Consider the following 17,574-nt stretch of genomic DNA (forward strand, 5'->3'; position numbering starts at 1 on the left):
TTAATGATCATCTTTTATGCTTTGCGGAAAGGTTTGGCAAACAGAAGTGAATGTTTTGTGATCGGATTAACAATAAATTTACAGTTATATTTTTTATTTGTTGTTAATCAATTAGATAATTAATTTTCTTGTACCTTCTGGTACTTTTCAGAGGCAGAAACCGGTTGCCTTCAGAAGGAATTAGCGCTAATTATTAACTTATTAACAGATTGGGGATTTATTTCAGAGGTATGTGATGCATGATTCGTTAACTATCGCGCTGCTGCAGGCGCGGGAAGCGGCGATGGCCCACTTTCGGCCCATCGTTAAACGCCACAATCTGACCGAGCAGCAGTGGCGTATCGTGCGCATCCTCGCCGAAATTCCGTCGATGGATTTTCACGATCTGGCCTTTCGCGCCTGTATTTTACGTCCGAGCCTGACCGGTATTCTGACCCGCATGGAGCGCGACGGCCTGGTGCTGCGTTTAAAACCGGTTAACGATCAGCGCAAGCTGTACGTTTCGCTGACGCCTGCGGGCCTGAAGCTGTATGAAAGCGCCCAGGCCCAGGTCGAAGAAGCCTATCGCCAGATAGAAGCCCAATTTACCGTCGAAAAAATGCGTCAGCTTACCGCGCTGCTGGAGGAGTTTATCGCCCTGGGGAATGGGGTGGGTGGAGAGGAAGAAGCGTAATTTTCCTTCCGTGAAGCTAGAAATATTCCCCCGGTCGCGCTGTGCTTACCGGGGCTACGGGCCGGTGCCATCCCGTAGCCCGGATAAGGCGCCAGCCGCCATCCGGGGAGTTCCCTGCCACTCAGAACAGGGTATCGAGCTCTTCCAGCACGTTATACTGCTCGTCCACCAGCAGTAGGGTTTTCCATTTATCAAACGTCAGGCACGGATGCGAGGTGCCGAACACCAGAATATCGCCGACCTGCACGTCGCTGCCCGGCGCGAGGCGCAGCATACAGTGCTGATCCATGATCCCGACGCTTTCGATCCCCGCCGCAGACAGCTGCGCGCCGTTGCGATAGCGAGCGATCGGCTGCGGCAGTCCGGCGTCGAAGGCGCAGTCGCGCTTGCCGAAGTTGACCACCGCGCGATCCGCTTCCGGCACCGACTGGACCATCGCCATCAGCTCCAGCGCCGAGGTTAAATCACCGCCCAGATCGCAGGCGATCGGATCGCGCGCCACCAGCGCTTTCTGCGCGATATCGTAGATCCCCCGATCGTGGGTGATATAGCAGCCGGGACGGATAACGATCCGGCAGCGCGCCGGTTTCTTCGCCGCCAGCCAGATATTGCACACCACGTCATACCAGACGGTACCGGCGCCGGTCAGCACAAACTCCCCCTCAACCAGATGTTCCATCCGGCAGGCCAAATCGGCGGCCTGGCGCAGCAGAGCCTCCACCTGCGGCTGCGGATCGTCGCCGTGCAACACCCCTTCATACAGCTCAAGTCCGCGCAGCTTAAGGCCCGGAAGGTCCGCGACGGCCTCCGCCAGAGCCTGTGCATCCTCAACGCTGCGGCAGCCGCAGCGCCCGCCGGCCACGCCCAGCTCAATCAGCACGTCCAGCGTTTGCCGCCGTTCGCTGAAAAAGGCCGACAGCGCGCGGGCGTTGGCGAGGCTATCGATGCAGCAGATATACTCCGCCGCCCGGTAATGCGCCTTCAGGCGCGATACCGCCTGCATATTCGCCCTGCCGACCAGCTGATTGACCATCAGAACGCGCTCAACGCCGCTGGCCATCGCCGCGCTGGCCTGCCAGGCGCTGCCCACGCCGATTCCCCATGCGCCCGCCCGCTGCTGGGCCTGAAAAATCCACGGCGTCATCGTTGTTTTACCGTGCGGCGCCAGCGAGACGCCGCGCGCGTCGGCGTAGCGCTGCATCCAGGCGATGTTATTTTCCAGCGCCGTTTTTTTCAGCAGCGCGGCGGGGAGGCAGACCTCCTCCGCCAGCAGATTTGCCGGAGCGGCCATCACGGCGGCTTTGTGCGGAATAAGCGTATCGGAGTGGTATTTCATAACACTATCCTTTTAGGGTTTATGCTCGGAATAAAGCTGAGTATCAATTTTAATTAATTGAAAAATATAAATTTAATATGTGATTTTTATTGTTTGTGAATAAAAGTATCACAATTTGATCTGGTTTTTGCGTAGTTTTCCACTGTTTTTCCGCCTTGTAAATGGTTAACTTGTCGACAGAGTTGAAAGGGAGTCATTGCGATGAAAGTTAACTGGCTTTTCAAAAACGTCACGGTCATTGACGGCAGCGGCGGACCGCAGTTTCGCGGCGACGTGGCGGTGAAGGGCGATCGGATTGTAGATATGGCCCCGGCGCTGAACCTGCCGGCGGAGCAGGTGATTGACGGGCAGGGGCGCGTGCTGGCGCCCGGGTTTATCGATGTGCATACCCATGACGACATCAACGTCATTCGTATGCCAGCCTATTTGCCCAAGCTGAGCCAGGGGGTGACGACGGTGATTGTCGGCAACTGCGGGATCAGCGCGGCGACGGCGACCCTGCGCGACGGCGTGCCTGACCCGATGAACCTGCTGGGCGAGCAGGAGCACTTTGTTTACCCCACCGTTGATGCTTACGCCCAGGCGGTGGAGGCGGCGAAGCCGTCATTGAACGTCGGCACGCTGATTGGCCATACCGCGCTGCGCAATAACCATATGGACGATCTGTTCCGTCCGGCGACGGACACCGAGATCGCCGGAATGCGGGTGCAGCTGCGCGACGCGCTGCGCCAGGGGGCGCTGGGTCTGAGCAGCGGGCTGGCCTACGCCAGCGCGTTTCAGTCCACCACCGAAGAGGTGATGGCGCTGGCCGAGGAGCTGGCGGCGGAGGGGGGAATTTATACCACCCACCTGCGTTCTGAGTTCGAGCCGATTCTGGAGGCGCTCGACGAGGCGTTCCGCATTGGCCGCCACGGCAACGTGCCGGTGGTGGTCTCGCATCATAAGTGCGCCGGCGCGAAAAACTGGGGCCGCACCCGCGAGACGCTGGCCTTCTTCGATGAGATGCGCCAGCGCCAGGAGATTGCCTGCGACTGCTATCCCTACTCCGCCAGCTCATCGACGCTGGATATGAAGCAGGTGACCGATGAGTTCGATATCGTCATCACCTGGTCGGAAGCGCAGCCCGAGCAGGCCGGGAAAACCCTGCGGCAGATTGCCGACGGCTGGCAGGTTAGCCTGCACGAGGCGGCGGCGCGGCTGATGCCCGCAGGCGCCATCTACTACAACATGGACGAGCAGGACGTGCGGCGGGTGCTGCGTTACCCGGTGACCATGATCGGCTCCGACGGTCTGCCGAACGACCCGATGCCGCATCCGCGGCTGTGGGGCGCGTTCCCGCGAGTCCTGGGCCACTACTGCCGCGATGAACGGCTGTTTCCGCTGACCACAGCTATCCACAAAATGACCGGGCTGTCGGCGGCGCGTTTCCAGCTGGCGGATCGTGGGTTGGTGAAAGTGGGCTACTTTGCCGATCTGGTGCTGTTCGATCCGCAGACGGTGCGCGATGTCGCCAGCTTCTCCGACCCGAAACAACCGGCGGAGGGGATCGAGGCGGTGATGGTCAACGGCGTGATGAGCTACGGCAGCGACAAAAAGATTATCGGGCGCGCGGGGCGTTTCCTGCGCCGCCAAATGAACTAAGGAGTGCAAAATGAGTATTAAACGTTATGGCGTAGAAGGCGGTACCGGCACCGGCGGGCAGCATCTGCCGTTCGCGCGCGCGGTGGAGGCGGGGGGCTGGCTGTACGTTTCCGGCCAGACGCCGATGAAGGACGGTGAAGTGGTGGAAGGCGGAATTGTCGACCAGGCGCGTCTGGCGATTCAGAACTGCGTGGATATCATGACCGAAGCGGGCTACACCCTGGCCGACGTGGTGCACGTCAAGGTGATCCTCACCGATGCGCGCTATTTCCAGTCTTTCAATAAAGTGTTCCGCGAGTTCTTTGGCGACAACCCGCCCGCCCGTATCTGCTGCGTCGCGGACCTGGTGGTGGATTGTAAAGTCGAAGTAGATGTGACCTGTTATAACGCGGCTCGCGTATAAAAATTTATTAACCAGAAATATAAACAGGATTTTTGAGCGCTGAATTCATTCAGCGCTTCGTAGCCTTTTACCTTTTACCTACTCAACTGGCAGGATGTGAATAATGAATAGTCATATCTTTTTAGTCGGCTTTATTATTTACGCGCTGGCCATGATTTGGCTTGGCTGGTACGTGTCGCGTAATCAAAAAAGCGGTGAAGATTTTTTACTCGGCGGCCGTTCCTTACCGCTGTTCCTGACGCTGGGCTCCACCGTGGCGACCATGGTGGGGACCGGTTCAAGCATGGGCGCCGTAGGCTTCGGCTACAGCAACGGCTGGGCCGGAATGCTCTACGGCGTGGGCGGAGCCATCGGTATTTTGCTGGTGGCCTGGCTTTTTGCCCCGGTGCGTAAACTGCGCTTTATGACCATGAGCGAAGAGCTCTCTTATTATACGGGCGGCAGCCATTTAATTAAAAATATCGTTGGCATAATGATATTTGTTGCCTCGATTGGCTGGCTGGGGGCGCATATTCTTGGCGGCAGCATGTATTTATCCTGGGCGACGGGGATAAATCTGACGGTGGCCAAAATTATTATTGCCCTGGCCTTTGCGATTTACGTCATCATCGGCGGTTATTCTGCGGTGGTATGGACGGATACCATTCAGGCATTAATTCTCTTTTTCGGCTTTATCCTGATGGCGATTCTGGCGGTGGTTCACGTCGGCGGATGGGATGCCATCGTACAGGCGATGGATCCCAGGGCGATGAGCCTGTTCGCGGTCGATAAGCTGGGCGTCATTCCGGCGCTATCGCTGGCGATGGTCATCGGCGTCGGCGTGCTGGCGACCCCTTCCTATCGCCAGCGTATTTATTCGGGGAAAGATGTCTCTTCGGTGCGCCGCTCGTTTGTCTATACCGGCGTGCTGTATCTGTTTTTCTCGGTGCTGCCGGCGATTATCGGCATGGCGGCATGGACAATGAACCCCCATCTTGAGAACAGCAACTACGCCTTCCTGTTCGCCACCAGCTTCCTGCCGGCGATACTGGGGCTGGTGGTGCTGATTGCCGGGCTTTCCGCCACCATGTCCTCGGCCAGCTCCGATGCGATAGCCGCCGTGGCCATCATGATGCGCGATGTCTACACCCTTGTTACCGGAAAAATGCCGCCGGCGCATAAGGCGATAACGCTCTCCCGCTGGATGCTGGCGTTCGTCATCGGCCTGGCGATGATCTTCGCCCTGACCTCGAACGATATCATCAGCTATATCACCAAAATGATCTCCATGCTGATGTCCGGGCTGTTCGTCTGTTCAATTCTGGGCCGCTTCTGGCTGCGCTTTAACTGGCAGGGCGCGCTCACCGCGCTGCTGAGCGGCATGCTGGTGTCGATTGTGGTTCTGGTTAAGGCAGACTGGCTGGCTTACTGGGGCAATCCGTGCATACCGTCGGTCGTCGGCAGCTTCGTTTCCGCCATTTTTGTCACCGTCATGACGCCAGCCAGCAAAATCAGCCGTCAGCAGGCGCTGGAAATGATTACGCAAGAGCGGGAAGGGCAGGCGATCCCGGCGAAGACGGCGGTGCAGGCCTCGGGAGAAGCACCATGAAGGACTATATTGCCGTCGACTGGGGCTCTACTCAGCTGCGCGGCTGGCTGATTCGCAACGGCCAGTGCGTCGGGACGAAGCAGCTGCCGCTGGGCATCACCCGCCTGAACGGACGATCGCCCGCCGACGTATTCGCGGAGCATGTGGCCCCCTGGCGCGGCGCCGAAATGCTGCCGGTGCTGATGGCCGGGATGATCGGCAGCGATGCGGGCTGGCAAGCGGTGCCGTATGTGGCCTGCCCGGCGGCGATCGACGCGCCGGGGCAGCAGCGATGCGCCGTGGCTGAAGGCGTGTGGATTATTCCCGGGCTCAAGATTGCCCGGGACGGGGAGTTCAACGTGATGCGCGGCGAAGAGACGCAGCTGCTGGGGGCTATGGAGCTGGCGCCAGCGGAGTGCTACGTGCTGCCGGGCACCCACTGCAAATGGGTACAGGTGACGGACGGCATGGTGCGTCATTTTGCCACGGCGATGACCGGCGAACTGCACCATCTGCTGATGACGCAATCGCTGATCGGCAAAGGGCTGCCGGCCCAGCAGGCGGACGAGGCGGCGTTTGAACAGGGGCTGGAAAAAGGGCTGGCGCAGCCGTCGCTGATTAGCGAACTGTTTGTCGCCAGGGCCGCCCGGGTACTCGGGGCGCTGGCGGCAACCTCGGTCAGCGACTATCTCTCCGGGCTGCTGATTGGCGCGGAGGTGGCGACCCTCGGGCAGCGTTACCGTACCTCCGGCGTCACGCTGGTTGGCGACCCGGCGCTGAATGCCCGCTACAGCCGGGCGATGAGGGCGCGCGGAATGACGGTTAACAGCTGCAGCGGCGATGAGGCGCTGCTGGGCGGCATGGCGAGGATAATGCATGGACAAGATTAAACTGGTAGCGATTTTACGCGGTATTCGCCCCGCTGAGGCGGCGGAGCATATTGAGACGCTGATAAAGGCGGGATTTCGCTATATCGAAATTCCGCTCAACTCACCGGACTGGCAGCAGAGCATTCCGCAGATGGCCGCACGCTTCGGCGAGCAGGCGGTGATTGGCGCGGGAACGGTGCTTAAGGTGGAGCAGGTCGATTTTCTGGCCGATGCCGGGGCGAAGCTTATCGTGACGCCGAATACTGAGCCGACGACGATCCGCCGGGCGGTGGCGCGCGGAATGCGGGTCTGCGCAGGATGCGCTACCGCGACCGAGGCGTTCAGCGCGCTGGACGCCGGGGCGCAGTGGCTGAAGATTTTCCCGTCTTCCACCTTCGGCCCGGACTATATTCGGGCGCTGAAAGCGGTGCTGCCGCCGGAGGTGCCGGTGCTGGCGGTCGGCGGCGTGACGCCGGAGAATCTGGCGAGCTGGGTCGAGGCGGGATGCGCCGGCGCCGGTCTGGGAAGCGATCTGTATCGCGCCGGGCAGGCCGTGGAGCGTACCCGTCAGCAGGCGGAGAGGTTTATCGCCGCCGCCCGCAGCGGTTAATCGCCCAGCGGCTGCCTGTCGACGCCGCCGCGATGGCTGTCGAGCGCCAGCTTAATCCGGCGCAGCCTGCCCTTTGCCTGGGTTTTGTTGGCCATCGCCAGTTCGGTGGCCAGCACGTCAACCATCGCCAGCATCGCATAGCGTGAAGTGCTGGGCTTGAAGATATAGTCGTTTTCGCGCACCAGCAGCGGCAGCACCAGATCCGCCTGCTCCGCCAGCGGCGTTCCGGCGGGGGTGATGGCAATGACCTTTGCGCCGTACTGCCTGGCAATCGCCGCGCTCTCAATAATTTCCTGGGTATAGCCGCCCAGCGACAGCACGATAACCACATCCTTTGGCGTCACCGCCGAGCTCATCATGCGCACCAGCAGGCCGTCGTTCTGGCTGACCACCGGCAGACCGAGGCGAAACAGACGGTACTGGATCTCCTGGGCGCAGATGGTGGAGCCGCCGCCCATCCCGAGGGCCAGGATCTGCCGCGCGTCGCTCAGCCAGCTCACCGCGCGCTTCAGCGCCTCAATATCCAGCGCCCGGCGGTTGGTCTCCAGCACGCCGATGATCGACTCGTAGATCCCCTGCACGCCCTCAAGGTCCGGAACATCGAGGATAAATCGCTGCCCGACCGCCAGGGATTGCGCGAGCTTCATCTTCAGCTCGCGGACGTCTTTGCAGCCGAGCGCCCGGGCAAAGCGGGTGACCGAGGCCTGGCTGGTGTGGGTCAGGCGCGCCATCTCCGCGATGGGCAGCTCCGCCGCCGCCGCGACATCATCGAGAATAAACTGCGCGATGCGTTTTTCGGTCGCCGTGAGTTCCACAAAGCGATCGGTAATGCAGGAAATGATATCGATTGACCAGGACATACGGGTATCAACGGGTAAGTTTTGAATGGTACTTTGTACCATATTCCGCCGCTGAAATCAGCGCCGGAGGCTACAGCGCTAAGCGCATGGCGCAGCGCGTTTCCGGCGGCAGGCCGTGTTCCGTTTCCAGCTCCCTTTTCGCCGCCAGTCCCGCCGGTAGCCTTAGCTCGCTTAACATTGAAAACCCCAGGCGCGTGTAAAACGGCGCGTTCCACGGCACGTCGCGGAAGGTGGTGAGCGTGACCGCCGGATACGCCGCCTGGCGGGCTGTCTCTATAACCTGCTCCAGCATCATGCGGCCAACGCCTCGTCCCTGCCACGCCTGATGAACGGCGATCTCCACGATAAACAGCGCATCATCCAGCGGTTCGCTCAGCAGGAAGCCTATCGGTTGGTCATCGGCCACGGCCAGCAGGCTATGGTCAGTTTCAAGAAACAGCCGGTGGCGCTCGGGGCTTATCACTTCGCTTTCCGCCAGCCAGGCCAGCGCCGGGATCTGGCGAAAAGCCTGGGCCGCCGAGCGCTCAATGGCGGGCAGAAGAGGGATGTCTCTCTCCTCAGTCAGGCGTAACGTCGCGGCGGCGGTTATAGTGTTAGTTTTCATCACCTCAGCATAGCAGCCTCCGGGAGAAATGTATGGAGCTTACCGCCGTTTCCGCCACCCAGTTCAGCGTCGCGCAGCTGACGACGATCCTTTGCGACTGTTTCGAAGATTACCTGGTTCCCGTCACGCTATCGGTAGAGGTTTTTGTCCAGCGTTTTAGCGCCGAAGGGCTGAGCCTGCTGGATTCCTGCGTCTGGCTGGATGGAGATGTCCCCGCGGCGATGGCGGTCGTCGTCCGACGCGGCGATGAAGCCAGGCTGGCGGCGTTCGCGGTGCGGCCTGCGTATCGCGGAAAGGGCGTTGGCCGCCGGCTGATGTCGCCGCTTATCGACGCGCTGCGCGAGCAGGGCGTACGGCGGATGTGGCTGGAGGTTATCCGCGACAACCACGCCGCGGTGGCGCTGTATCAATCGCTGGGCTTCGAGGTGCGGCACGGGCTGTGCGGCTATCTGAGCGCGCAGGCCGCGAGCGAGGAGTCATCCGTATTGCAGGAGTATGACGTGCTGGCGCTGACGCGCAGGGCCGGCGCCGAGATTAACGGCCAGCTGCCGTGGCTGATGGACCCGCTCACCTTCAGCACCCTGCCGTGCCGGGCGCTGAGCCTACATCAACAGGCTTTCGCCGTGCTGGCGACCTTAACCAGCAGGCCGCAGCTGCAGTTTTTATGGGTCGATCCCGCCGCCCGCGGGCGCGGGCTGGGACGGGAAATGCTGATGGCGCTCGCCAAACGCTTTCCGGGGCTCGGGACCTCGGTGACCATCCCGGAGCGCTTTACGCCGCTGTTTCACGCCGCCGGCTATACGCCCATGGCATTAAAACAGTATGAAATGAGCGCAACGTTGAGCGCCCCGCCGCCAGCAGGGCGTTGAGATTCAGCCGTTACGCGGGTCGCTAATCGGCTGACGAACCAGGAAAATATAGGCCAGCGCGCCGAGGGCGGTCACGCAGCCGCAGATAATCAGCGCCAGCTGGAATGAGTGGGTGGTATCGACGATAAACCCGGTCACCACCGGCGCGAAGGAGGCGCAGATAAAGCTGGCGAAGTTCTGGATGCTGCCGACGGACGCGGTCATTCTCGAGGCCACCGCGACGTGAATCAACCCCCAGCAGGAGGTGCCGGCAAAGTGGATGCAGAACAGCGCCATACCGATTAACAGCACCGCAGCGATAGAGGTAGTGGCCTGCGGCACAATTAACGTAAACGCGGCGGAGCAGAACATCCCGGCAATAATGCAAATTTTACGGCTTTTGATCGGCGCCATGCCGCCTTTAACCAGCCAGTCGGTGACGTAGCCGTTGATAAGCATACCGGCGGCGCCGAACAGGAACGGAATGGCGGCCATAAAACCGGTACTTTTCAGATCGAGGCTATACGCCGTTTGCAGGTAGCCCGGCAGCCAGGCCAGATACAGCCACGCGGTATAGTTGATGCCGCTGAAGCCCAGCATCATTCCCCACATGGTTTTGTTTTTAAACAGGCTGCGCCATTCGGAAAAGCTCAGCGGGTCGCGGCGAACGTTGACGCTTCCGGCGTTAAGGTAGGCCTGCTCGTCGGCGGTGAGAGAGATATCTTCCCGGTTGCGATAGAGCATATACCAGCCGATAGCGACGAAGATCCCCAGCACGCCGATGGTGATAAACATCCCGCGCCAGCCCATCATCAGCATCATGGCGGCAAGGATCGGCGGGCTGATCGCGACGCCAATCGTCGAGGCGGCGTTAAAGAAGCCCATCGGGCGGCCGCGCTCTTTGATATTAAACCAGTCGTTGATCACCTTGACGCCGCAGGGGTTCATCGGCGCTTCGCCGATCCCCATGCCGATACGCACCAGCACGAACTGGGTAAAGCTGTGTACCATCCCCGAGACCGCCTGAAACAGCGACCAGAAAAACATCCCCAGCCCCAGCATGATGCGCGGACCTTTACGGTCCAGCAGCGGCCCGCAGGGGAGCTGGGCGATGCCGTAGGCCAGCGAGAAAACGGACAGCAGCGCCCCGATTTCGGTGGCGCTGAGCCCCAGCTCCTCGCGAATCGTTAAGTTCGCGACGGACAATGAACTTCTGTCGAGGTAATTAATCACCGCCGCCAGAAATAACAGGATCATTGCCGTTGTCTGAATTTTTTTAATGCGAGTACTACGCGTTAACGTATTATCTAACGGAACAGTCATCGTCTCCGCCTTTCCTTTATCAAAGGTTGTCTGCGGGTCGATAGTGATATTTCGTGATTCCACGCCTGACTCCTGGTTATTCTATTTGAACGACAAGTGACATCGAATGGTTTAAAACCCACCCACCTATTTCACAGTAAAGTAAGTCGACTTGTTTTCAGCATAAATAACCTTTTTTCTGGCGCTGGTTTATGTTTTGAGATCTGTGCTGCTGATTATCATTTTCTGTTTTTAATCGGTACTTAATAAGCCAGGGATTCGCTCTGCCTGAGCGAGTTAATCATTGATTGCTTCGCCGAGTTCAGGTGGTTACGCAGCGCCAGGTTGGCGTCCAGATCGCTGCGGCAGATAAGCGCGCTCAGGATAGTCATATGTTCATCAATGGCGATGATATTGCGCTGTTTAAGGTCGCTCTCATCCCACTGATAGTGAAAGTGAAAAATCACGGAAATAATCTCAAGGGATTGATTAAAAAATATATTCTCAGCCGCGGACAGGAGCAGAGAATGAAAGTCGCGATCGAGCTGGGAAAACATACGAAAGCTGTCGCCGATGCTGTCACGCAGGGCGCGATGGCGCTCAAGCAGGGTTTTCGCCTGCAGCCAGCGGGCGTCGTTGTCCGGGAGGTTGAGGAAGTGCTGTAGCGCGTGGGTTTCCAGCATTTCCCGCAGTTCGAACAGCTGCTCGGCCCAGGATTGCTCAAACTTCTTCATATTCCACTGGCCGCGCTTTTCGCTTTCAATCAGGTTGTAGCGGCTGAATTTCAACAAAAACTCCCTGACCACGACCGGGCTGACGCCGGCAGCACGCGCCAGCTGTAGCTCGGAAAATATCTCTCCGGCGCGCAGCTGGCGCTGGTTAATCATGGTGTAAAACGCCTGCTCGAAGAGACGGTTCTGCTCGGCCAGCGAGGCGCTGGAGCCATCGAAGCCGTCCTGCATCTCCGGCTGGCGAAGGATCTGGTAGTCCTGACCGCTCTGGCGCAGCACGCCGCGCTCGCACAGGTGGCTGAGGATATGGCGCACGGTGGTGCGGCTGATGTTGTACATCTCCGCCAGCGCGCTTTGTGAGGGCAGCGGCGACGGAAGAAAGCCGCGCGCCATATCGTTAATGACCTGGTTAATGACGTTGTGACGAAGGTTTTGCGAGCGGCTCATTATGCATCTCCATTTTTTTAGCTATTAAAGCCGGATTTAAAACAGTTTTGTGCGTGAGATTTCACAATTTTTGCAATGAATTTATTCTCACCTCTGTTTTTCATCGATATCTAAACCAACAAATACGGAGGAAATTATTATGACGTCGATGAATACATTAGTGTGTCAGGAACCCAAAATATTGCGCTGGGAAAAACGCCAGATTCCCATTCCCGGCGATGATGAAGTGCTTATTAAAATAAAAACGGTGGGGATTTGTGGTACGGATATTCATGCCTGGGGAGGGAATCAACCTTTTTTTAGCTATCCGCGCGTGCTCGGTCATGAAATATGCGGTGAGATTATCGGTCTGGGTAAAAATATTCTTAATCTGAAAAGCGGACAGCAGGTTGCCGTCATACCCTACGTCGCCTGCGGTCAGTGTCCGGCCTGCCTGAGCGGCCGGACAAACTGCTGCGAGAAAATTTCCGTGATCGGCGTACATCGGGACGGCGGGTTTAGCGAGTACCTCTGCGTGCCGGTAAAAAATCTGCTGGTGGTGGATGACGTCGAGCCGGAAGCCGCGGCGCTGATTGAGCCTTTTGCCATCAGCGCCCACGCGGTGCGTCGCGCCGCTATCCAGCCGGGAGAGCAGGTGCTGGTGGTCGGCGCGGGCCCCATTGGTCTCGGGGCGGCGGCGATCGCCAAAGCCGACGGGGCGCAGGTGGTGGTGGCGGATACCAGCCCGGCGCGGCGCGACCACGTGGCGCAGCACCTTGGTCTGGCCACGCTCGACCCTTCCGACCCGCAGTTCACCGAACGGCTGTGTGCCGCGTTTGGTGGTTCGCTGGCGCAGAAGGTGATCGACGCCACGGGGAATCAGCAGGCGATGAACAATACGGTGAATTTAATCCGCCACGGCGGCAGCATCATCTTTGTTGGCCTGTTTAAAGGTGAGCTGCAGATCCCGGACCCGGAGTTTCATAAGAAAGAGACGACCATGATGGGCAGCCGTAATGCGACGGAAGAGGATTTTGCCAAAGTCGGGCGGCTGATGGCCGAGGGGAAAGTCACCGCCGGGATGATGCTGACCCACCGCTACGATTTCAGGTCGCTGGCTGAGATTTACGAAAACGACGTGATTAACAATCGCCAGCTTATCAAAGGCGTCATTCATTTTTAGCAGGTAAGGCTATGAAATCGTTAAACAGAAAAGATTTTCCCGGGCCGCGGTACCCGACGCGCGTGATTCAGTTCGGCGAAGGCAACTTCCTGCGGGCGTTTATCGACTGGCAGCTGGACCTGCTGAATGAGCAAACCGATCTGGCGGCAGGCGTGACCATCATTCGCCCGATCAACACCGAGTTTCCGCCGTCGCTTAATATCCAGGACGGACTCTACACCACGGCGATCCGCGGGCTGGACGAACGCGGCGAGGCGGTGAGCGAGGCGCGGATTATTCGATCGGTGAATAACGAGATCAACCCGTGGCAGGATTTTGCCGGCTATCTGGCGCTGGCTCGTAATCCGGCGATCGCGTTCGTATTTTCAAATACCACCGAAGCGGGCATCAGCTATCACGCCGGAGACCGGCCTGACGATAAGCCGCCGGTCAGCTTTCCGGCGAAGCTGACCCAGCTGCTGTTCGAACGGTTCCGCCATTTCAACGGCGCAGCGGATAAGGGGTGGACGATTATCCCCTGTGAGCTGATCGACTACAACGGCGAAGCGCTGAAGGCGCTGGTGCTGCGCTATGCCGAAGAGTGGCAATTGCCCGCGGCGTTTCGCGACTGGGTTGAGACCGCCAATACGTTTTGTTCAACGCTGGTTGATCGCATCGTCACCGGCTACCCGCGCGAGGAAGCGGAAAAGCTCGAAGCGGAGCTGGGCTACCATGATGCTTTCCTGGATACCGCCGAATACTTCTGGCTGTTCGTTATCCAGGGGCCGCAGGCGCTGGCGAAGACGCTGCGGCTCGAACGTTACCCGCTCAATATCCGTCTCGTAGAGGATATCCGGCCCTATAAAGAGCGCAAAGTCGCCATTCTTAACGGCGCGCACACCGCGCTGGTGCCGGTGGCGTGGCTGTGCGGCGTCGATACCGTTGGCGAAGCGATGCAGGACGAAGCCATTCGCCATTATGTGCAGCAAACTATCGACGAGGAGATTATTCCGGCGCTGGATTTACCGGCCGATGAGCTGAGGCAGTTTGCCGATGCCGTGACCGGGCGCTTTCTTAATCCCTGGATTCGCCATCAGCTGCTCTCTATCGCCCTGAACGGCATGACCAAATTTCGCACCCGGATCCTGCCGCAGCTGCTGACGCATATCCGCCAGCACGGCGCAATCCCGCCGCGGCTAACGTTCGCCCTGGCGGCGCTCATCGCCTTCTATCGCGGGCAGCGCGACGGGCAGGCGTATCCGCTGCAGGATGATGATGTCTGGCTAAGCCGTTTTGCCGCAGGATGGGCGCAGGTGGCGCAAGGCCGCCCGCTGCATGAACTGGTCACCGAAGTCCTGCAGGATACCGGGCACTGGGGTGAAGATCTGACGGCAATACCGGGTCTTGTCGAACAGGTCACGCGGTATCTGGAAGTCATTTTGAGCGCGGGGATGCGGGAGGCCCTGAGGCGGCTGTAGTCGGTTTGTTGTGCGGCGCCCGCGGATTTGGGCGCCGTTTTTTTTGTGCTCTGAACCGCAAAAAATAAATTAAGCGCCAATGGTTGGTGGATTTCCCGCATCATAAGAGCCTATCCCATTAGGGCTATTTTGCTTGCCATTTTGAACCTGGGCAGTGCTCAGAATCCTCACGTACTACGTGTACGCTCCGGTTCTTCCGCGCTGGCCGTGTTCAAACTGCCTGCGCCAATAACGCCTACTGGAAGAGGCTCTAAGTACCTATGATGGCATTGATGGGGGATGCGATGCGTAAAACGGAACTGTTGGCTTTTCTGCAAAATCAGACCGATTTTTTTGATCCGGATAACCTGAGCGAGGTCTTCACCGCCGGCTACCTGGCCCGGCGTTTTGCGATGCAAAGAAACACCGCCAGCCACTATCTGAATCAGCTGGTGGCCCAGGATGTGCTGGTGAAGGTTAATACCCGTCCCGTCTATTTCCTGCATAAGGCCGCCTTCTGCCAGCAGTTTTTCCCCCTTTCCCGCAGCGAGTACGCCAGCATGGCGGAGCTGCTCGCGGAGAGCGATCGGCAGCCGGAACAGGCGGATCATTTTTCATTGCTTACCGGCCATGACGGTAGCCTGCGCAAGCCTATCGAACAGATGAAAACCGCGCTGTTTTATCCCAACGGCGGGCTGCCGCTGCTGATCGTCGGCGACAGCGGAACCGGCAAAAGCTATATGGCGGAGCTTATGCATGAGTTTGCTATCGCCCAGGGACTGCTGGCGCCCGATGCGCCCTTTGTCAGCTTCAACTGCGCCCAGTACGCCAGCAACCCGGAGCTGCTGGCCGCCAACCTGTTTGGCTACGTCAAAGGCGCGTTTACCGGCGCGCAGGGCGATAAGGCCGGGGCGTTTGAAGCGGCAAACGGCGGCGTGCTGTTTCTCGATGAGGTCCACCGCCTCGATGCGCAGGGCCAGGAGAAGCTCTTCACCTGGCTGGACCGCAAAGAGATTTATCGGGTGGGAGAGACGGCGCAGGGGATGCCGATTTCGCTGCGGCTGGTGTTTGCCACCACCGAAGATATTCACAGCACGTTTCTGACCACCTTTATTCGTCGTATTCCGATCCTCATTAGCCTGCCTGATTTACAAAACCGCAGCCGCGGCGAGAAAGAAGCGTTAACGCTGCAGTTTTTCTGGCAGGAGGCCCGCACGCTGTCCGCCCGGCTGCAGCTGACGCCCCGGCTTTTACAGGTGCTGACGCACTACGTTTATCGCGGCAACGTCGGTGAGCTGAAGAATGTCGTCAAGTACGCCGTCGCGTCGGCGTGGGCCAGGTCTCCGGGCAGCGAGAGGCTAAACGTCACGCTGCACGATCTGCCGGAAAATATCATGGCCGCGACGCCGGCGCTTAGCGAACCGATGGGCCAGCAGGAGCCGCTGCTTATTGAACCGCAGACCAGCCTGGTCTGGCTGCTGCGCGCGCGCGACCCGGTTCAGGGGCTGATCTATGATGCTCAGTGCCGCGTTCTCGCGCTGTATGAGGCGGTGCTGAGTAAAAAAACGATCTGGGAAGAGGCGCAAAAAAGCATGGGCGAGGAGATGGAAACCCTCTTCGATCGGCTGGTTTTCGATAATCATGATGCCAACAGCTCGCATCTGCTGCTGCTGATAACCCATCAGGTGCGGGAGGAGTTTTATCGCCTTGAAAAGCGCTTCAATATTCAGTTTAACGGCAACTGTATCTACGCCCTGAGCCACTACCTGATTCATCGTTCTCGCCAGGCGCAGTCGACGATGAGCAATGAGAAAAGCCGCCAGCTGGAGGATTTCCTGGCGCAGAAATACCCGCTGCTTTATCGCTTTTGTGAAGAGATCCTCTCCGCGCTGGCGCTGAAGCTGGATATTGAACCCCGACGCATTGACCTGCTGCTGCTGGTGCTGTGGTTACAGAAAAATGGCGCCATTAGCCAGCAGCAGGTGACCCGGGCAGTTATCCTCGCCCACGGTTACGCCACCGCCAGCAGCATCGCCAACGTGGCGAACCGGTTGCTGAAAAGCCAGCTGTTTGAGTCATTCGATATGCCGCTCGACGTGACGCCGGAGGCTATCGCTAACCAGGTGATGGCCTGGATCGAGAGTCACGCGCTGGCCTCCGGACTGGTCATCCTGGTCGATATGGGATCGCTGAACGCCATTCACAGCCACTTCAACCGCCGGCTGTCCACGCCGATGGCGATTATTAATAACGTCTCGACCGGGATGGCGATGTACGTCGGGGAGCGGGTTTTGCAGGGCGATATGCTGGAAGATATCGTCCGGGAGATAGGCAATGACCTCGCGGTTGAGCATCAGCTCTATTACCCGCAAACGGACAAACCGCGGGCGATTCTTACAACCTGCGCCACCGGTCTGGGGGCGGCGGCGAATCTGTCGGCGCTGTTAAAAGCCAGCATTCCTGAGACGCTCGGCATCGATATTGTGGCATGCGATGTGGAAACCCTCGCCGATCCCGCGCGGCGGGCGCCGATGCTCAGCCGCTATGAGGTGCTGGCGATTGTCGGCACCCTCGATCCGCATCTCGCCGATCTGCCGTGGATCTCGCTGGATTCGCTGATTTCCGGCGAAGGAAGCCGCCCGCTGATGCGTATCTTCGGCGAACTGGCCTCCGCTGAGCAGGTCAGCGAGATCAATAACCTGATCCTGAAAAATTTCTCGCTGCGCCGGGTGATCGAGTCGGTGACGATCCTCGATACCGGTAAAGTGATCAATCAGGTCGAGCAGTTTTTACTGCGCTATGAGCATCTGGCCGGCTGCGATGTGCCTAACGATCGCAAGGTGGCGCTGTACGTGCATATCAGCTGTCTGATAGAACGCCTGATCCGTAACGCTTCGCCATCCCATTATTCCGGCAAACAGTGTCCGGAGAGCGAGCTGGTTATTCTGCGCGAGGCCTTTAGTGTCATTGAGAACGGATATAGTGTCAAAATCCCCGCCGTTGAGCTGTATTACATTCACGATATCCTGACGCGAGAAACGGAATTTATTCAGGAAGATCAAGAGTTTTAAGACTCTTCATCGGT

At 58.8% G+C, this 17,574-nt stretch carries 15 protein-coding genes; 10 read left to right on the top strand and 5 right to left on the bottom strand.

The genetic code is table 11. The features are described from left to right. Positions 1-235: 235 nt before the first annotated feature. Positions 236-673, top strand: a complete 438-nt coding sequence (gene hpaR, locus MKleb_RS03660; RefSeq protein WP_217076481.1) for a homoprotocatechuate degradation operon regulator HpaR — start codon at positions 236-238, stop codon at positions 671-673. A 121-nt stretch (positions 674-794) separates the two neighbouring features. Here the strand turns inward: hpaR and MKleb_RS03665 are convergent, their stop codons facing one another. Further along, on the bottom strand, positions 795-2,009 hold the full coding sequence (locus MKleb_RS03665; RefSeq protein WP_217076482.1) for an amino acid deaminase: 1,215 nt from the start codon (positions 2,007-2,009) through the stop codon (positions 795-797). A 201-nt stretch (positions 2,010-2,210) separates the two neighbouring features. Between MKleb_RS03665 and MKleb_RS03670 the strand changes: the two genes are divergently transcribed. The 5 genes from MKleb_RS03670 (at position 2,211) to MKleb_RS03690 (ending at position 7,099) form a co-directional block, all read left to right on the top strand. Beyond that, positions 2,211-3,650, top strand: a complete 1,440-nt coding sequence (locus MKleb_RS03670; RefSeq protein ID WP_025106893.1) for an N-acyl-D-amino-acid deacylase family protein — start codon at positions 2,211-2,213, stop codon at positions 3,648-3,650. A 10-nt stretch (positions 3,651-3,660) separates the two neighbouring features. Then, positions 3,661-4,053, top strand: a complete 393-nt coding sequence (locus MKleb_RS03675) for a RidA family protein (RefSeq protein WP_004098320.1) — start codon at positions 3,661-3,663, stop codon at positions 4,051-4,053. Positions 4,054-4,156: 103 nt separating this feature from the next. After that, complete coding sequence (locus tag MKleb_RS03680) at positions 4,157-5,641, top strand: sodium:solute symporter family protein (protein ID WP_025106892.1); 1,485 nt, start codon at positions 4,157-4,159, stop codon at positions 5,639-5,641. Further along, entirely contained in the window at positions 5,638-6,510 is an 873-nt protein-coding gene (locus MKleb_RS03685; RefSeq protein WP_025106891.1) for a 2-dehydro-3-deoxygalactonokinase, read from the top strand. The genes MKleb_RS03680 and MKleb_RS03685 overlap by 4 nt, the downstream gene beginning before the upstream one ends. Continuing rightward, complete coding sequence (locus tag MKleb_RS03690) at positions 6,497-7,099, top strand: 2-dehydro-3-deoxy-6-phosphogalactonate aldolase (protein ID WP_025106890.1); 603 nt, start codon at positions 6,497-6,499, stop codon at positions 7,097-7,099. The genes MKleb_RS03685 and MKleb_RS03690 overlap by 14 nt, the downstream gene beginning before the upstream one ends. On the opposite strand, the gene MKleb_RS03695 is transcribed toward MKleb_RS03690, so the two are convergent. Both MKleb_RS03695 and MKleb_RS03700 read right to left on the bottom strand, forming a co-directional pair. Beyond that, a complete protein-coding gene (locus tag MKleb_RS03695; RefSeq protein ID WP_014227796.1) occupies positions 7,096-7,959 on the bottom strand; it encodes a MurR/RpiR family transcriptional regulator in 864 nt (287 codons plus the stop codon). The genes MKleb_RS03690 and MKleb_RS03695 overlap by 4 nt on opposite strands. A gap of 70 nt (positions 7,960-8,029) precedes the next feature. Then, positions 8,030-8,563 (bottom strand): GNAT family N-acetyltransferase, encoded by a 534-nt coding sequence (locus MKleb_RS03700; RefSeq protein ID WP_029946908.1) that lies wholly within the window; start codon positions 8,561-8,563, stop codon positions 8,030-8,032. Positions 8,564-8,595: 32 nt separating this feature from the next. Between MKleb_RS03700 and MKleb_RS03705 the strand changes: the two genes are divergently transcribed. Next, positions 8,596-9,432, top strand: coding sequence for a GNAT family N-acetyltransferase (locus MKleb_RS03705; RefSeq protein WP_025106888.1), 837 nt, complete (start codon positions 8,596-8,598; stop codon positions 9,430-9,432). A gap of 3 nt (positions 9,433-9,435) precedes the next feature. Here MKleb_RS03705 and MKleb_RS03710 read toward each other — a convergent pair whose 3' ends face one another. Both MKleb_RS03710 and MKleb_RS03715 read right to left on the bottom strand, forming a co-directional pair. Next, positions 9,436-10,797: an MFS transporter gene (locus tag MKleb_RS03710; RefSeq protein WP_025106887.1), complete on the bottom strand. Its 1,362-nt coding sequence runs from the start codon at positions 10,795-10,797 to the stop codon at positions 9,436-9,438. A 179-nt stretch (positions 10,798-10,976) separates the two neighbouring features. Beyond that, entirely contained in the window at positions 10,977-11,891 is a 915-nt protein-coding gene (locus MKleb_RS03715; protein ID WP_025106886.1) for a GntR family transcriptional regulator, read from the bottom strand. Between the two features lie 139 nt (positions 11,892-12,030). Between MKleb_RS03715 and MKleb_RS03720 the strand changes: the two genes are divergently transcribed. From MKleb_RS03720 to MKleb_RS03730, 3 genes are all read left to right on the top strand, one after another. Further along, positions 12,031-13,053 (top strand): zinc-binding alcohol dehydrogenase family protein, encoded by a 1,023-nt coding sequence (locus MKleb_RS03720; protein WP_025106885.1) that lies wholly within the window; start codon positions 12,031-12,033, stop codon positions 13,051-13,053. Positions 13,054-13,064: 11 nt separating this feature from the next. After that, positions 13,065-14,510: a tagaturonate reductase gene (locus tag MKleb_RS03725; protein ID WP_025106884.1), complete on the top strand. Its 1,446-nt coding sequence runs from the start codon at positions 13,065-13,067 to the stop codon at positions 14,508-14,510. 284 nt (positions 14,511-14,794) lie between these two features. After that, complete coding sequence (locus MKleb_RS03730; protein WP_025106883.1) at positions 14,795-17,560, top strand: sigma 54-interacting transcriptional regulator; 2,766 nt, start codon at positions 14,795-14,797, stop codon at positions 17,558-17,560. The last annotated feature ends 14 nt before the right edge of the window (positions 17,561-17,574 follow it).

The sequence above is a fragment of the Klebsiella sp. PL-2018 genome (genome assembly GCF_019048985.1).
GTDB lineage: Bacteria > Pseudomonadota > Gammaproteobacteria > Enterobacterales > Enterobacteriaceae > Klebsiella > Klebsiella michiganensis.

Bases quoted from the DNA above. Each gene is read 5' to 3' on its own strand.
- hpaR (WP_217076481.1), top strand. From the start codon at position 236: ATGCATGATTCGTTAACTATCGCGCTGCTGCAGGCGCGGGAAGCGGCG.
- MKleb_RS03665 (WP_217076482.1), bottom strand. From the start codon at position 2,009: ATGAAATACCACTCCGATACGCTTATTCCGCACAAAGCCGCCGTGATG.
- MKleb_RS03670 (WP_025106893.1), top strand. From the start codon at position 2,211: ATGAAAGTTAACTGGCTTTTCAAAAACGTCACGGTCATTGACGGCAGC.
- MKleb_RS03675 (WP_004098320.1), top strand. From the start codon at position 3,661: ATGAGTATTAAACGTTATGGCGTAGAAGGCGGTACCGGCACCGGCGGG.
- MKleb_RS03680 (WP_025106892.1), top strand. From the start codon at position 4,157: ATGAATAGTCATATCTTTTTAGTCGGCTTTATTATTTACGCGCTGGCC.
- MKleb_RS03685 (WP_025106891.1), top strand. From the start codon at position 5,638: ATGAAGGACTATATTGCCGTCGACTGGGGCTCTACTCAGCTGCGCGGC.
- MKleb_RS03690 (WP_025106890.1), top strand. From the start codon at position 6,497: ATGGACAAGATTAAACTGGTAGCGATTTTACGCGGTATTCGCCCCGCT.
- MKleb_RS03695 (WP_014227796.1), bottom strand. From the start codon at position 7,959: ATGTCCTGGTCAATCGATATCATTTCCTGCATTACCGATCGCTTTGTG.
- MKleb_RS03700 (WP_029946908.1), bottom strand. From the start codon at position 8,563: ATGAAAACTAACACTATAACCGCCGCCGCGACGTTACGCCTGACTGAG.
- MKleb_RS03705 (WP_025106888.1), top strand. From the start codon at position 8,596: ATGGAGCTTACCGCCGTTTCCGCCACCCAGTTCAGCGTCGCGCAGCTG.
- MKleb_RS03715 (WP_025106886.1), bottom strand. From the start codon at position 11,891: ATGAGCCGCTCGCAAAACCTTCGTCACAACGTCATTAACCAGGTCATT.
- MKleb_RS03720 (WP_025106885.1), top strand. From the start codon at position 12,031: ATGACGTCGATGAATACATTAGTGTGTCAGGAACCCAAAATATTGCGC.
- MKleb_RS03725 (WP_025106884.1), top strand. From the start codon at position 13,065: ATGAAATCGTTAAACAGAAAAGATTTTCCCGGGCCGCGGTACCCGACG.
- MKleb_RS03730 (WP_025106883.1), top strand. From the start codon at position 14,795: ATGCGTAAAACGGAACTGTTGGCTTTTCTGCAAAATCAGACCGATTTT.